Here is a 15686-nt window from a genome sequence, read left to right as displayed (position 1 = left end):
AGAGATGAGAAAAATACGATTTTAGATTATGATATTGAAAAACAGATTTGGATAATCGTTTCTCCAAAATGATACGCGGGGTAGGTGAGTTTCAAAAATCTAGAAAGAATGCGGGATAAAGCAAATCACCTCTTAGGATTGAGTAAGGATGCGGGCGGCATGCATAGCGAAATAGGTAAAAATTCCATCACACCCAGCACGTTTAAAAGCAAAAAGCGTTTCCATTATAATATTTTCTTGATCAATCCATCCCTTGGAGGAAGCGGCTTGAATCATGGAATATTCACCGGAAACTTGATATGCAAAAGTTGGTAAGCCGAATTTTTCTTTTACTTGAAAACAAATATCCAGATAAGGCAATCCTGGTTTAATGAGTAGCATATCGGCGCCTTCTTCAACGTCGATAGAAGCTTCACGAATGGCTTCTTGTGTATTGGAAGGATTAAGATAATAGGTCTTTTTATTGCCCTTCAAGAATTCTCGGGTAGAGATTGCATCGCGGTATGGTCCATAGAAAGATGAATCAAACTTAGCGGCATAAGACATAATACCTACGTTTGTATGACCGCTATTGTCGAGTGCTTTTCGAATCTCACGTACACGTCCGTCCATCATATCTGATGGAGCGATAATGTCCGCTCCTGCATCTGCTTGTACAACTGCGACACGGGAGATGATCTCTACAGTTTCATCGTTCATAATTTCACCATCACGCAATACACCATCATGTCCATGTGAGGTAAAAGGATCTAGGGCAACGTCAGTTATAACACCTATATTTGGAATGGTTTTTTTTATAATATAGGTAGCCTCGTTGATAACATTTCCGACATCAAGGCTATGCGATCCCATATTATCGCGTAGATTTGGTTCTATATTAGGAAATATAGCAATAGCCGGTATGCCTAAATCGGCTGCTTTTTTGACGATTTCTACTGCTTTATCAATGCTCATACGGTTGATTCCAGGCATTGAATCTATTGTTTCTACAACATTTTGTCCGGAAGTAAGGAATAAAGGCAAAATCAGATCGTTGACAGAAAGCTGACTTTCACAAACGAGTCTTCGTATCCAATCTGCTTTGCGATTTCTTCGCATGCGTCGATGGCAGGAGATCCTATTGGCGATTTTGTTAGCACTTTTATTAGCATTATACACAGAAGTATTCCTCTCCATCATTCACGCTAAAAACATTGCATATATAAATAAAACATGTCTTTATAGAAAAACTTTATTGCAAGGAAATTAGAGTTTCTGAATCTTAAAAAGTAATTCACAATATTCTCTTTCTATGGTGCAGCGAGAGGTACCCAGAATGGTATGATGAATATATCGATTTTTTCATATGCTACAATTATACTCGTGCCTTTTATTCGTTTTACCGCAATAATTGCGTTCTCTTTTACGGTATATTATTGGGGAATGGCAACTGGATGTTTTTTTGAAGGGCGTTATAGCTTTGATTTATTGCCTGTACCATGGAAAGTCGTGATCTCTAGCTTTAGTGTTTTGTTTCCTGTTGCTACCGTAGGGCTATGGTTAGGAGCATCTTGGGGAATAGTTGTTTGGGGAATTACTGTCTTTATGCAATTTTTTATGTATTTGGGATTTTCAAGTATCTTTGGTCCTAATCGCATGCTGTGTATTATGCATGTATTTATTATCCTTATATATATCACTATTCGTAGCTTGATAATGTATTACAAAAACACTCAAAAGATTATTCTTGGATGTAATGTGGAGCATTAATTAGAATTTGAAAAATTTAGAGTATTCTCTGGCGTATATAGTCTTGAAGACTATAGGTATTTTAAAACTAGAGAGGTATATACATATGATAACTACTGTTCAGTCGCAAGCGGTTTCGAACTTGGAACACAAAGTCGGCAACGATATTTCTTCCCTTTATGTGGAATGTTTGCGCCTTGTTGAGCGTTTGCATAGGAGTCTTTTAGATGTTACAAAGGACGAATTTGAGCGTCAAGGTCGTAGTGATATTAATGCTGTACAGGCTTTATTGCTTTTTAATATTGGAAATTCAGAATTAACGGCAGGAGAATTGCGTTCTCGAGGATATTATTTGGGATCAAATGTATCATATAATTTGAAAAAACTGATAGATCTCGGTTTTATTAATCATCAAAGATCTTCTGTGGATAAACGATCAGTTCGCATTAGTCTCACAAAGCCTGGACAAGAGATAGCTGAAATAGTTTTCAAACTTTATCAGCGGCACATAACATCCATCGATAAAGTAGGGGGATTAACGGTTGAGGATTTTATTGCGATGAACAAATTATTACAGCGTTTAGACCGTTTTTGGGGAGATCAGATTGCGTATCGTCTTTGAAGTGTTTGTTTGGGGAAGATAAGAATAACATCTCTATTTATCGTTTTCCTTTGAATAATCCTATTATTCTGAATTGTAAATCGTGTAAGATTTTGCTTGATTCTGTATTTGCTTTGGACAAGTGATATGATCATTGTTATACGTGGGATAAAGGATGTGAGGGAGAGGGAAGCGATATGAGTAAATGGTTTGAGAATAAAAGGGTTTTATATGATTCTTTTATTCATTTAATGTTTCTTATAAGCTTTTTTTTGAGGGGAAATCCTATTTATTCTGATGTCCCCAAGGAAGCACTTGAAGGATCGTCCCATGCAATATGGGATGATCGATTCGATACTTCTCTTTCTCGGGTAGATGTTGACGTTGGGTCAAGTATTCCTATTTTGAGTGATGCAACTTTGGCTCATATTAAACAATCCATCAAAACCTATCGAGGGATAGTAGATAAAGGTGGTTGGCCATTGTTATCAATAACCTTGCCTTTGCGCTTAGGAGATTCTGGTGATTCGGTTAAGAAATTACGGGAAAGATTGATAATTTCAGGGGATCTTTCTTTGATGGAAGTCCCTTCTTCAGTGTTTGATTCGTATGTTAAATCTGCTGTCGAACACTTTCAAACTCGACATGGATTGCCGCCCGATGGAGTTGTTGAAGAGCTTACTCTCAATGCTATGAATGTTTCGGCGAGCCAGAGACTCCAACAGTTGCGTATAAATTATGCACGTATTCGAGGCGATTTATCCAAAAATCCAGATCGGCGGTATGTCATGGTCAATATACCAGCTGCTTATGTAGAAGCTGTTGAAAATGGAGAAGTAGTACTGCGTAGTGTGGCTATAGTTGGTAAAGTAGATCGTCAAACTCCTATACTCCACTCTGCTATACGTAGAATTTCATTCAATCCTTATTGGTCTGTGCCACGGTCTATTATTAAAAACGATATCGTTCCGATAGTACGCAAGGACCCAATGTACTTGACGAACAGTAATATTCATTTGATAGACAATCAGGGAAAAGAAGTTCGTCCGGAAGATGTTGATTGGAATTCTCCAGATCTGCCAAACCTTATTTTCCGTCAAGATCCTGGAAAAATTAATGCGATGGCTTCAGCCAAAATTGAATTTTATAGCCCAAACAACGTCTATATGCACGATACTCCTGAGCCGAGTTTATTTAACAATACTATGCGTTTTGAAACTTCTGGCTGTGTTCGCGTTAATAATATCAAGGATCTCAACGTATGGCTGCTTAAAGAGACACCTGGTTGGTCGCGACGCAAGGTAGATAAGCTTATAGAAAGTCGTAAAAACACTCAAATCAAACTCTCTGTTGAGGTTCCTGTCCATTTTGTTTATATATCTGCTTGGTCGGTAAAAGATCAAGTTGTGCAATTTCGTGACGATGTTTACGGTTTGGATGGTGGCTTACATGTGGATTCGATCCCTTTGCCTAGGGTGTCCTTTAAAGATGTTTCTTCGTCGCATTGATGCAATTTATAGGTATTATGGTATGTGATTTTAATGAGGTATTTTGTTCTTTAGGATTGCGTTTTGTTTCTGTGAATCGTCATAAATGTGATTTTGTGTGTGTATTGGTTTTAGGAGGTTATATATGTCTACATTATTTGAAAATACCTTTTTTAATCAACCTCTTGTAGAAGCTGATCCTGATGTCTTTTGTATTATCGGGAGAGAAGCCGATCGGCAACATCAGGAGATACAGTTAATAGCTTCTGAAAATATAGTCTCGCGTGCTGTTTTAGAGGCGCAAGGATCTGTTCTTACAAATAAATATGCCGAGGGATATCCTGGGAAACGCTATTATGCTGGCTGTCAGTATGTTGATGATGTTGAAAATTTGGCAATTGAGCGTGCAAAAAAACTATTTAATGTTCGTTTTGTTAATGTCCAGCCCCATTCTGGATCGCAGATGAATCAAGCTGTTTTTTTGGCATTATTGCGACCTGGTGATAAGTTTATGGGTCTTAGTCTTAATTCAGGAGGTCATTTAACACACGGTTCAGCAGTGAATATGTCTGGAAAATGGTTTGAGGCTATTCCCTATGATGTTAGTAAAAAAGATAATATGCTTGATATGGATGAGATTGAAAGTTTGGCCATCAAGCATAAACCAAAGCTGATTATAGCTGGTGGTACGGCATATTCTCGCTTGTGGGATTGGTCCCGTTTTCGTGATATTGCAGATTCTATAGGTGCGTATCTTATGGCGGATATAGCACATATATCTGGTCTTGTCGCAGGAGGGCAACATCCATCGCCTATCCCATTTTGCCATGTCGTTACTACGACTACGCATAAATCTTTGAGAGGTCCTCGTGGGGGGATAATTATGACTAACGACGAGCAATTGGCCAAAAAGATCAATAGTGCCATCTTTCCAGGATTGCAGGGTGGTCCGTTTATGCATGTTATTGCTGCTAAAGCGGTCGCTTTTGGTGAAGCCTTGCGTCCTGAATTTAGAATTTATGCCGAACAGGTTATAAAAAATGCTCGATCTCTTACAAAGAAACTTGAATCAAATGGTTTTAATATTGTTTCTGGTGGTACTGATAATCATCTTATCCTGGTGGATTTGCGTACGAAGAATATAACAGGTAAAGAGGCAGAAATCATTCTTGGTCGTGTTTGTATTGCTTGCAATAAAAACAGCATTCCATTTGATCCGGAAAGGCCATTCACCACTTCAGGTATTCGTCTTGGTGCGCCATCTGCGACGACGAGAGGTTTTAAGGAGGCGGAGTTTGAGTATGTTGGTGAGTTGATTTCTGAAGCTATAGATGGGGTCTCAAAGACCTCTTGTAGAGGCGATAATTCTGCGGAATTATCGGTACGCAATAAAGTTAGGGAGCTTATTGGCAATTTTCCTACCTATAATTTATTGTGATTAGGCAATATGGAATTCTTTTATTCGAGTCAATCTAGTTCTTGTAGGTTATTATTTTGCCGCTTATTGTGCTATTTTTTATAAAGATACCGTAAAAATGTCTACGTTTTCGTTTGATGAAAGGTTCATGTCTTCTGCCTTGCGTTTTTCTACTTGGGGCATGGGATTGACGGCAACCAATCCGTTCGTTGCATGTTTAATTGTCAAGGATGGTATTATTGTTGGACGAGGAATTACAGCTTGTGGTGGTCGTCCTCATGCTGAGACGCAAGCTCTTGAAGAAGCAGGAAAAGAAGCCAAAGGTGCTACGGCTTACGTTACTTTGGAGCCATGTTCGCATTATGGTCAAGTTCCTCCTTGTGCAAAATTTCTTATTGATTCCGGAATAGTGCGCGTTGTTTTTTGTGTTGTTGATCCTGATAAACGAGTATCTGGTCGCGGGTTATCGCTATTATCAGAGGGGAGAATAGTTGTTGATCAGGTTTTAGAAAGAGAGGGAGTTCGACTTCTCAAAGCTTATTTGACACGTCAAGTGCAAGGACGTTCCCATGTAAAGCTCAAGCTTGCATTATCGAAAGATAATATGATTGGATCTTTAAGATGTGGGAAAATTCCTATTACGGGACAGATTGCAAGGGCACAAGTTCATTTGCTTAGAGCACATTCGGATGCTATCTTAGTAGGTATAGGTACGGTATTAACTGATGATCCAGAATTAACGTGTAGACTAGATGGGCTTTGTTCTCGTTCGCCAATTCGTGTTATTCTGGATTCACGTTTAGAATTACCCTTAGATTCTAGGCTTATTAGGACAGCATCTTTATCACCAATTATTGTTGTTACTGAAAATCATAGTTCCGAATTGGCTACGGTGCTAAAAAGGGAGAACATAGAGGTTCTGTATTGTGATTGTCATGATCTTGGAAAATTGCTGACTATATTAGCAGATCATGGGATTACTGCCTTATTAGTAGAGGGGGGGAAATCAGTAGCTCATTCTTTTATAACTTCTGGACTTGTTGATTCTATTACTCTTTATAAATCAAAGAAAATAATTGGGGCAAGGGGTATTCCTTCTCCTCTTCGAGAGGAGCACCTTGAAAAGAATTTCTTATGTACTCGACGTGATGATTTCGGTTCTGACGTCTGTTTTGAATATTTAAGGAAAAATTAGTGTTTACAGGAATTGTTACGGATATAGGGAAGATTATAGCAGTTTCTCCAATGAAAGAAGGAAAGCGATTGCGTGTAATGACAGCCTATGATATTTCTACGATGAATGTGGGTTGTTCTATAGCGCATGGGGGTATTTGTCTTACAGTTGTGAATCTATCGCAAGATGATTCTACTGACGGTAATTGGTATGAAGTAGAGGCATGGGAAGAGACCCTTTGTAGGACGAATATAAGTTCTTGGGATGTAGGAACTCATATTAATTTGGAACGTTCTTTGAAATTGGAGGATGAGTTAGGTGGTCATCTTGTTTCTGGTCACGTTGATGGAACCGTGGAAATTATTTCTCTGGATGTTATTGAGAGTTCTATGCGTTGCCGATTGAGTCTTCCAAATTCTCTGAAGAAATTTATTGCAGTTAAAGGATCTGTATGTCTTGATGGGGTCTCACTTACGGTTAATTCTGTACGAGAGGAATCCTTTGATATTTTATTGATTCACCATACTCTTGAGAAGACAGTTTGGAGTATGCGTAAGGTTGGGGATTTTGTGAATATAGAAGTTGATTCTATTGCGCGCTATATTTCTCGATTATTTGAGTTGACTATTGCTTGAATGAAGGACAAGAGCTGTATAGTAGTTTATTGAGTATAGTCTAGAAATTTTCCTAGTCTAATTGAGGGTTTTCTTTATATTTTGGGGAGTGTCAATAGTGTCAACCTTTGTTCCTCGTGTCTTGATTGTAGAGGCGCGTTTTTACGATCGTCTTTCTTTTGAGCTACTTGAGGGTTGTATGGCTGTTTTAAGGGAGGAGGGTATTCCATTCGATTCAGTTGTTGTTCCAGGTGTTTTGGAAATTCCTACAGCCATCAGTATGGCTATGAGTGCTTCAAAGAATGCTAATGGAGTAATATACGGCGGATTTGTTGCCCTTGGCATTGTTATTAAGGGAGAGACGTCTCATTTTGATATTGTCTCGCGAGAGTCAACGCGTGGACTGGTGGATCTGTCTATTAAGCATTCTTTGCCTATTGGTAATGGAATTTTAGTTGTTGATAATGAAGAGCAGGCTTGGGAACGTGCTAGCTTTTCTCGGTTGAATAGAGGGGGATTTGCAGCCCATGCTGTGCTAAAAATGATTGAATTAAAACAGAATTCTTTTCAGTGATTTTATGAATACGAAGGGCGGTAGAGTACCATTTAAGTCTGCTCAACAAAGGCGGATGGCTCGTTTTTCTGCAGTTCAGGCTTTGTATCAAATAGATATGAGTGGTTGTAGTGCAGAGGAGGTTATCTCTGAGTATGAGATATATCGATTTGGTGAAGGGATAGATAGAAATATTGATTTAAAAGTTGATTTAAAATGGTTCAGTACGCTTGTACAGGGCGTTGTAGAGCATCAAAAGTTAATTGATTCGTTGATTTCTTCTTGCCTTCAAGAGAAATGGGTTTTGTCTAGGTTGGATTTAATTGTATGTGCTATTTTAAGGGCAGGTTCATTTGAAATCATTGGGTGTAGCTCTGTTCCGGTAGGAGTGTTGATTTCTGAATATGTTGAAGTGGCTCATACTTTTTTTGCTCAAGATGAGCCGAAGTTTATCAATGCTGTTTTGAGTAGCCTTTCTCAAAAACCAGAGGTTAAAAGAGAGGATTTTTCTTCTTTATAGGACAAGTGAATCTCTGTCACGCAAGGGTATCACTAAGGTAATGGGAATGCATATACCTAAGTGAAATTTTATTGATAAGTTGTTTATCCCCGTCCGCGATAGTTTGGTACATCCTGAGGTGGAAGGAATATTCCTTCTGGTGGGGAGGAAGTTTGCCAAAATATATCGATAGGAATGCCTCCGCGAGGATACCAATATGCACCAATACGCAACCACTGTGGCTCAAGGGTTTGTACCAATCGCTGTGCAATATATATGGAACAATCCTCGTGAAATGCATTATGATTGCGAAAAGATGCCAAGAATATCTTAAGGGATTTTGATTCTATCAACCAGTCTCTTGGTATATAATCTATGACGATATGTGCGAAATCTGGTTGAGAGGTTATGGGGCACAATGATGTAAATTCCGGTGCTGTGAATCGTATAACATATTTTAAAGATTTGTTTTTAGATGGAATTTTCTCTAATAAAGCTTCTTCAGGATTGTGGCAAATCTTCGTGGCTTTGCCAAGAAGAGATAATCCGTCTTTTTTGATTTCAGACATTAGCATAAGTTTCCCTATAGCTTGATGTTAATTCCATGAGGATTTTCACTTTCAGGTTCGACATGTATGGTAACGAAAGCTTTAGGGACGGAATTTTCTATAGATTTTTCTAAAGTGTCGCAGATTTTATGTGCATTCACAACTGTCATTTTTGAATCCACTACCAAGTGAAAATTAACAAAAAAGGTAGCACCAGCTTGTCTTATTTTCAAGTCGTGCACTCCGATTGATCCAGAAGCGTTAAGTGCAATTACATTCTTTATTTTTTCCAGATTTTCCAAGGTTACGGCACTATCCATAAGTCCGCCCAAAGAGAATGATATTATTTTCCAGCCTTGATATAAAATATTACAGGCTATTAAAACAGCTAAGATGGAATCTGCTGCGGTATATTTTGTGATTATTACTAAGAACAAACCAGAGACTACGCTTATAGACATCATAACATCTGATACAAGATGTTTTCCGTTCGCTTTGAGTGCAGGGGAATGATTTCTCTCTCCGATTCGGATGAGAAAGCGTCCCCAGAACATATTCACTGCACTGGCGATAAGGCTGACTAATAATCCTGATATTGAAATGTTTTCAGAGGACATTTTAACAGGATGTGTCCATGCTTCATAAAACACCACTAACGCTACGTTGATAATCAGAAGTCCTTCCAAAACGGCAGCGATATATTCCGCTTTTTGATGTCCAAAGGGATGGTTGTTGTCGGCTGGAAGATATGCATATTTTATTGTGAAGTAAGAAATTGTCGCAGTTACGATACTAACTATTGATTCAAGTCCATCAGACAATAATGATACAAAGCCAGTAATGTACCATGCCGTGAGTTTTAAGAGGGTTATCGCTATGGATAAAGGAATTCCCCAAAGTGCCATTTGTAACACAATAGTATTTTTATGATCAAGTTTCATAAAGAAATTACCTAACTAACTACCTTAGATTTGTTTTTACGTTACGTGGCAGGAATGCGACGACATTTCGTATTATTTTTATACCTGAATCATTATCAGAAGTCATTATTGATTCCGGGTGAAATTGAATGGCGGAAACAGGTTCGCTGATATGTTCTATGCCCATGATTGTGCCATCTTCACTTTTAGCTGTGATAATGAATTCTTTTGGTAGTGTTGCAGGATCGATGCAGATCGAGTGGTATCGCCCTACTATTATTTTTGTGTTTAAGTTAGAAAAAATAGGGCTGGATTTGATTATGTTTATACGTGAGACTCTCCCGTGGCAAGGTTGCGGAAGTTGATGTAATTGAGCTCCATATGCCTCTGCAATTGCTTGCAATCCAAGACAAATTCCAAAAATAGGTAGGTTAGATAGACGTATATTTTTTATGGTTTCCTTGCAATTGAAGTTTTGTGGCAGACCAGGGCCAGGGGATAAAATGACTAGATCAGGGAAAAATTCATTAAGAATTTCTAGAGCCGTAGGGCTTCTTGTGATTGCTACTATCGCTCCTGTTTGGCGGAAATAGTCAGCAAGCGTATAAACAAAACTGTCTTCGTAGTCAACGATCAATATCCTCGGTTTTTTTTCTATTTTACGCATATCAGCAAAGGGATGAGGTTTTTTGATAGAATATTTTACAAATACAATGGAATTTTCTAATAAAAGTTTTTTCTGATATACGATTCATTTTTCTATATATCCTGCAATTTATTTAAACAAGAAGTATCGGTAATTATAGCTTAGTATATAGTAAATAACATGGATTTTTGGTGGAAATGATCTTTAATATACCCTGTGCGCTAGTTCTAATGAATTTTTCAATGCCACTTAAACGCTTTTACTTGCAGAAAATATGCTATTTATCTTTTATTTTACAAGTTTTTGTTTTGCAAATTTTTGATAGTGATAAAAAAGAGGATGGTTAGCAAGATATTAGATAGGGATCCTGCATACATTTTAGAAGATTTGTAGATCTATTTGTGAATATTAATATTTTAAAGATTAATGGGGATCACATTCTTTTTTAAATCAGTTCTTAATTTTTTTGTGAATTTTAAACTGAGAAGTTAATTCTTTCATGGGTTTTTCTCCATCTTTTCCTCGTAATGCCAGAGGGCGCTGATATATGTCGAAGACATGGGATTAAAGGTTAATGGCAAGTTAGTGCCAGTTATTTTAATTTATTACAAGTGCGAAGAAAGTGGGAGGAATATTGCCCGTAAAAAGCCTAATACATGCAATGGAACAGCTACAACAAGGTGTGCTTATGAGCACCAAAGGACGCATTGATATAAAGAACGTAGCTAGAATAGCAAAAGAGATCAAAATTCATATTGAAATAGAAAAGGATAATAGGCTGTATAAGTTTGAGTCTTTTAAGATTAGAGGCGAGCGCGTCAAAATTGATTTTCCATGATGAACAGAGAAAAAGTTATTAGGATATCCATCTTATGCGGTGAGAGAACGAATAAGAGCACGGAAAGGTCATATATTCTTATCGCAAGGGACTAGAAAACACGCCTACCACTCCGCAGAGACTTGTAATTCATGGCTTTTAAATCACTTCTTTGTTTTAGGATAGCCGATAGAACAAGCCCTACGTTTAGGCAATAAGAGCGAAATGATTAGAAGGTGAGGTGAATAGTCTTGATTGGAGAGGGATAAGCATGCGTTTCAAAGAGTTGCACAAAATCGGGCAATCAAAAACCACAAGCAGGCTTTGTCAACTAATTGAGGCATTCGTACAATAAGCTTATAAGACAAGCCCTTTCAGGGCTATATTACCGTCCCCAAAGATATGATAATATGGCATAAGAATTTTTATATCTCGGATAGCTCTAATGGCTCATAAAGCCCAGTAGATTAAATATTTTCTCTGAGACGAAAATACATCTTTGTCTTTGTCTTCTGTCGAAGCTGTATATTCCGACTGATTGGCACGATATTGCTTTAAATATCCCGCTCAGCTATGCCCCTTATCATAGTCTTGATGTTTGTTTTATTCAAACAAGCAAAATTACGCCTTGTTTTTACGTAACGTGTTCGGTGTATTTCCATAGATAGGGCATATGCAGAAAAAATGAAGAAGCGTACTTTAAAATCCCGTAGGGATAGGCAAACGCCTTGAGACTACAAGAAAAGACATACCTCTTTACACAAGCAGGGCTTGGCGATGAATAATAGGTTTATCCGCTGTTGGTGTTGGTGTTATAGAAAACAGACATAAAATACCAGAGATTAAAGCCACTTTGAAGTTCAAAAGGGCTTTAGGCATTCTTTCAGATTTCATTTATTTCGGGGACGAGATTATGGCAGCTAAGAGGGATCTAAAAAACCTAAAAAGTAAAGTGTCATAAATTCTAAAATGGCTTATTAATCAGTACTATAAAAGTATGATTGGTCTAGCCTAGCTCTTAATGCTAGAATAAAAATTTGTAGATACATTGAGCAAAATTGGAGGCAAAGGAAAGATAAAAGTTGCGGAAAGAGTTTTTGGAAGCTCAGTTGGATTATATAAAGTTTGTTTGGATTTTGGGCTCCAAATTCTTTTAGTGGTTCAATTAAGAATATTTTTTGTCTAGGAAATTTATTCGCCTGCTTGATTTTTTGTCGAGACAAAAGAGTTTTGCTTGGCTTTTTGCTGAATTTTGTTGTAACTGAATTTTGCTGTATCTGTGTATTCTTTCTTTCCTAGGGAATTTTTGCTATTTTTAGAAATAGTTCATTTTTGATATTGCTTTAGCTTATAGGTTGATATTGTTTTGATTGCTGATTGCTGATTGCTGATTGCTGATTGCTGATTGCTGATTGCTGATTGCTGATTGCTGATTGCTGATTGCTGATTGGTTTTTTGGATTCTGGTTATGGGAATAAAATCTTTGATTATACGTTTCGCTTTATGTCCCCCTTTATGCAAAGATTGGCAACCTTCCCTTTATCGAGATTGTTTTTCGAGGATGAGGGATTTTTGGGATTCGCTTGGTAATTTGAAGAAGGGGGGTTGAAGAGATGAATTTTTGGATAATGCGCACAATTACAGTGTTTCTTTTATGTGTCTTTACTGTGCCTTTAATGGTTCAAGCAAAAGATCCTAAGTCCTGTTCTCTTGTGCGTTTTGCTGATAGTGGCTGGACTGATATTGCTGCTACAACGGCTATGACTTCGGTTGTTTTGGAAATATTAGGGTATAAGACAGACATTAAATTGCTTTCTCTTCCTGTGGCGATAAGATCCTTAAAAAACAAAAACGAAGATGTATTCATGGGATATTGGTATCCATCAATGGAGCCGAATCTTGGTCCATATCTGAAGGAAGGATCAATTCAGAAGGCGGGGAAAAATCTTGAAGGAGCGAGATATACGCTTGCAGTTAATGATGCGGGATTCGAACTTGGTATAAGAGATTATAAGGATATTGTAAAATATAAGAAAGAGCTTGGATCCAGGATTTATGGAATTGAACCTGGAAATGATGGTAATCAGCGTATTCTGGATATGATCACAAGCAATAAATTTTCTCTCAAGGGTTTCCGACTTGTAGAGTCCTCCGAACAAGCTATGTTTTCTCAAATCAAGCGCAATCAGAAGAACAATCATCCAGCAGTATTTTTAGGTTGGGAACCTCATCCTATAAATCTCGAATTAAACGTGCATTATTTATTTGGTGGTGATGAAGTATTTGGCTCTAATTTGGGAGAGGCATCTGTTTATACTGTAGTGCGTTCTGGTTATTTAGATGCATGTCCTAATGTTAGCAGATTGCTTCAAAATATTAAATTTTCTGTCGCAATGGAAAATGAAATGATGAAAAGAATTCTTAGCGATAAGGAAGATCCCAAGTTTATTGGAAAGCAGTTGCTTCGTTCTAATCCTGATCTTTTAAAGGCTTGGCTTGTAGGAGTAACTTCTTTTGAAGGACAAGATCCCATGCAGGAGGTTGAAAAGTTTTTAGGAAATTAATTCCATTGATAGTATCTTTTGGAGCTAGAGATATTTTTCTTTGGTATAGTATACTTGGCTGGTTCTTGTTGCATGAAGATAGGATGGGAAATTGAGCTGGATTACTCAAATACGGATTCTCCTAGGTGGTTACCTGCAGGCTTTTTTTTTATATTTTGTCGATGGGGGCGGATGGTTTTGTGATCGATTATCAGATGGTTTGCGCGGTATTATAGATTGTTTTTTGGCAGCTCTTCAATGGGCTTCTCCGTCGATGTCTATAATGGTGATTTCTATTATAGCATTTGCGCTGAGACGTTCTATAGCGGTTGCTATTTTTACGGCTATAGGTTTGGCATTGATTGTGAATCAAGGATATTGGCAAGGGACTACAGAGACTTTGGCTTTAGTGATTGTTTCTACATGTATATCTATGATGATAGGGGTTCCCATTGGAGTTTTTTCTGCTCGGCATCAAAGATTCTATGCTGTTATAAGATTGCTTCTTGATTTAATGCAAACTATTCCAACCTTTATCTACCTCATTCCGGCGATGATTCTTTTTGGTCTCGGAATGGTTCCGGGATTAATTGCGACAATTGTATTTGTTGTTCCAACTTCTGTTCGGTTGACCCAGATCGGCATCAGATCAACGCCTCCGATATTGACAGAGGCGGCACGTGCATTTGGAGCAACATCTTTCCAGGTTTTTTATAAAGTAGAGCTACCGTTTGCAATACCGCAGATTATGGTTGGTTTGACGCAAACCATTATGCTATCTTTGTCAATGGTTGTGATAGCGGCACTCGTTGGTGCAGAAGGTCTTGGAACTCCTGTCTTACGAGCTCTCAACAATCTCGACATAGGGAAAGGGTTTGAGTCAGGTTTTTGTATCGTTATTCTGGCAATAATACTTGATCGTATGTTTAGCATATCAGTAGAGCCAAGGGATATGACATGAACGATTGTGCAGTCAAATTACGCAATGTTGATGTTGTTTTTGGTGCGCATTCAGGTCGATTCCAAAAGATGCTTGACCGTTACGGTATCAAAAAAGATATAAATTCTTCGAATATGGTTTCAGCTGTTGTAAACGCAAATCTCGAAGTAAAAAAAGGGGAAATTCTTGTATTAATGGGGCTTTCTGGGTCTGGAAAGTCTACTTTGTTGCGTTCCATCAATGGTTTGGCACCTGTGGTACGAGGTGAGGTTTTGGTTTATACGGAGAGGGGTATAGTTAACCCATACGCTGCAGATGCAACCGTTCTTCGGGAGTTGCGTACACATACTATTTCTATGGTATTCCAGCAGTTTGCGCTTTTACCATGGCGAACCGTAGCTCGTAACATTGAATTAGGTTTGGAATTTCTTGACATATCTGATTCTGAGCGAAAAGCTAGAGTTGCTCAACAGTTGGAACTTGTAAATTTGGCAGAGTGGGCTGATTGTAAGATTAGTATGTTATCAGGGGGGATGAAGCAACGTGTCGGTTTTGCACGTGCTTTTGCTACAGGTGCGCCTATCTTGCTGATGGATGAGCCGTTTTCTTCTCTTGATCCATTGATTAGGATGCGGCTTCAAGATGAATTGCTAGAATTACAATATAAATTGAAAAAGACGATTGTTTTTGTGAGTCATGATATTGATGAGGCTTTTCGATTAGGGAATCGTATAGCAATCATGGAAGGAGGGAGTATTGTTCAGTGTGGCACGCCACAAGATATACTTTTGCATCCATCGAGTGACTATGTTGCTGAATTCATACAAAAATTAAATCCTATTGTTGCTCTTGTTGCAGGCGATGTGATGCGTGCTTTTCCGTCGGATAAATCCTCAGATATTACTACGACAGCTTTTAAAGAGACGCCTTTAATAGATATTATTGATATTATATCTCGGTCTTCGAAAAAAATTGGTATAGTCGAAAATGGGAAGATTATTGGTATTATTACCGCAGAAGATATTGTCAAGGGGCTTTCTTGTCGAAACAGATTTTCTCAATTTTCATAGGTGTATTGAGATTGCAATAAAGGAAAAAAAATGTTTATGGTATTCTAAAAAATTGGCATATCCAGTTCTTTGAGAAAAATTATTAACAAAAACTTTTCTATTCTGTTATACTCTCAAGGAGGTGATTTG

15 protein-coding genes and 1 pseudogene are annotated in these 15686 nt (G+C 37.9%); 12 read left to right on the top strand and 4 right to left on the bottom strand.

Going from position 1 to position 15686, the window contains the following annotated elements:
* Positions 1–132: 132 nt before the first annotated feature.
* Positions 133–1179: a porphobilinogen synthase gene (hemB, locus tag H0G72_RS00385; RefSeq protein ID WP_182016489.1), complete on the bottom strand. Its 1047-nt coding sequence runs from the start codon at positions 1177–1179 to the stop codon at positions 133–135.
* Between the two features lie 141 nt (positions 1180–1320).
* Between hemB and H0G72_RS00380 the strand changes: the two genes are divergently transcribed.
* The 8 genes from H0G72_RS00380 to nusB all read left to right on the top strand — a co-directional run bounded on the left by H0G72_RS00380 (position 1321) and on the right by nusB (position 8094).
* Positions 1321–1749: a DUF6163 family protein gene (locus H0G72_RS00380; RefSeq protein ID WP_182016487.1), complete on the top strand. Its 429-nt coding sequence runs from the start codon at positions 1321–1323 to the stop codon at positions 1747–1749.
* 85 nt (positions 1750–1834) lie between these two features.
* On the top strand, positions 1835–2350 hold the full coding sequence (gene ldtR / locus H0G72_RS00375; RefSeq protein ID WP_182016485.1) for a transcriptional regulator LdtR: 516 nt from the start codon (positions 1835–1837) through the stop codon (positions 2348–2350).
* Positions 2351–2526: 176 nt separating this feature from the next.
* Entirely contained in the window at positions 2527–3837 is a 1311-nt protein-coding gene (locus tag H0G72_RS00370) for a L,D-transpeptidase family protein (protein WP_182016483.1), read from the top strand.
* 124 nt (positions 3838–3961) lie between these two features.
* Positions 3962–5254 carry a serine hydroxymethyltransferase gene (gene glyA, locus H0G72_RS00365; protein ID WP_182016481.1) on the top strand — a complete coding sequence of 431 codons (1293 nt, stop codon included), beginning with the start codon at positions 3962–3964 and terminating at the stop codon, positions 5252–5254.
* Positions 5255–5351: 97 nt separating this feature from the next.
* Positions 5352–6428, top strand: coding sequence for a bifunctional diaminohydroxyphosphoribosylaminopyrimidine deaminase/5-amino-6-(5-phosphoribosylamino)uracil reductase RibD (gene ribD, locus H0G72_RS00360; RefSeq protein WP_182016479.1), 1077 nt, complete (start codon positions 5352–5354; stop codon positions 6426–6428).
* Positions 6428–7042: a riboflavin synthase gene (locus H0G72_RS00355; RefSeq protein ID WP_182016477.1), complete on the top strand. Its 615-nt coding sequence runs from the start codon at positions 6428–6430 to the stop codon at positions 7040–7042. The genes ribD and H0G72_RS00355 overlap by 1 nt, the downstream gene beginning before the upstream one ends.
* Positions 7043–7136: 94 nt before the next feature.
* A complete protein-coding gene (ribH, locus tag H0G72_RS00350; RefSeq protein ID WP_409049300.1) occupies positions 7137–7595 on the top strand; it encodes a 6,7-dimethyl-8-ribityllumazine synthase in 459 nt (152 codons plus the stop codon).
* Positions 7596–7599: 4 nt separating this feature from the next.
* Positions 7600–8094, top strand: a complete 495-nt coding sequence (nusB, locus tag H0G72_RS00345) for a transcription antitermination factor NusB (protein ID WP_182016473.1) — start codon at positions 7600–7602, stop codon at positions 8092–8094.
* Positions 8095–8177: 83 nt separating this feature from the next.
* On the opposite strand, the gene queF is transcribed toward nusB, so the two are convergent.
* The 3 genes and pseudogenes from queF to H0G72_RS00330 form a co-directional block, all read right to left on the bottom strand.
* Positions 8178–8642 carry a preQ(1) synthase gene (gene queF, locus H0G72_RS00340; RefSeq protein ID WP_182016471.1) on the bottom strand — a complete coding sequence of 155 codons (465 nt, stop codon included), beginning with the start codon at positions 8640–8642 and terminating at the stop codon, positions 8178–8180.
* 14 nt (positions 8643–8656) lie between these two features.
* Positions 8657–9562, bottom strand: coding sequence for a cation diffusion facilitator family transporter (locus H0G72_RS00335; protein WP_182016469.1), 906 nt, complete (start codon positions 9560–9562; stop codon positions 8657–8659).
* A gap of 19 nt (positions 9563–9581) precedes the next feature.
* Positions 9582–10211: pseudogene (locus H0G72_RS00330) on the bottom strand (glutamine amidotransferase-related protein); the annotation flags it as partial.
* A gap of 610 nt (positions 10212–10821) precedes the next feature.
* Between H0G72_RS00330 and H0G72_RS00325 the strand changes: the two are divergent.
* From H0G72_RS00325 to H0G72_RS00310, 4 genes are all read left to right on the top strand, one after another.
* Complete coding sequence (locus H0G72_RS00325) at positions 10822–11025, top strand: hypothetical protein (RefSeq protein ID WP_182016507.1); 204 nt, start codon at positions 10822–10824, stop codon at positions 11023–11025.
* Positions 11026–12629: 1604 nt separating this feature from the next.
* On the top strand, positions 12630–13568 hold the full coding sequence (gene choX, locus H0G72_RS00320; RefSeq protein ID WP_182016505.1) for a choline ABC transporter substrate-binding protein: 939 nt from the start codon (positions 12630–12632) through the stop codon (positions 13566–13568).
* Between the two features lie 91 nt (positions 13569–13659).
* Positions 13660–14508 carry an ABC transporter permease gene (locus H0G72_RS00315; protein ID WP_182016465.1) on the top strand — a complete coding sequence of 283 codons (849 nt, stop codon included), beginning with the start codon at positions 13660–13662 and terminating at the stop codon, positions 14506–14508.
* Positions 14505–15557: an ATP-binding cassette domain-containing protein gene (locus H0G72_RS00310; RefSeq protein ID WP_182016463.1), complete on the top strand. Its 1053-nt coding sequence runs from the start codon at positions 14505–14507 to the stop codon at positions 15555–15557. Before H0G72_RS00315 ends, H0G72_RS00310 begins: the two co-directional genes overlap by 4 nt.
* Positions 15558–15686 lie beyond the last annotated feature (129 nt).

It is taken from the genome of Candidatus Liberibacter sp., assembly GCF_014048425.1.
Lineage (GTDB): Bacteria > Pseudomonadota > Alphaproteobacteria > Rhizobiales > Rhizobiaceae > Liberibacter.
This window is presented reverse-complemented; position numbering and strand designations above follow the sequence as displayed.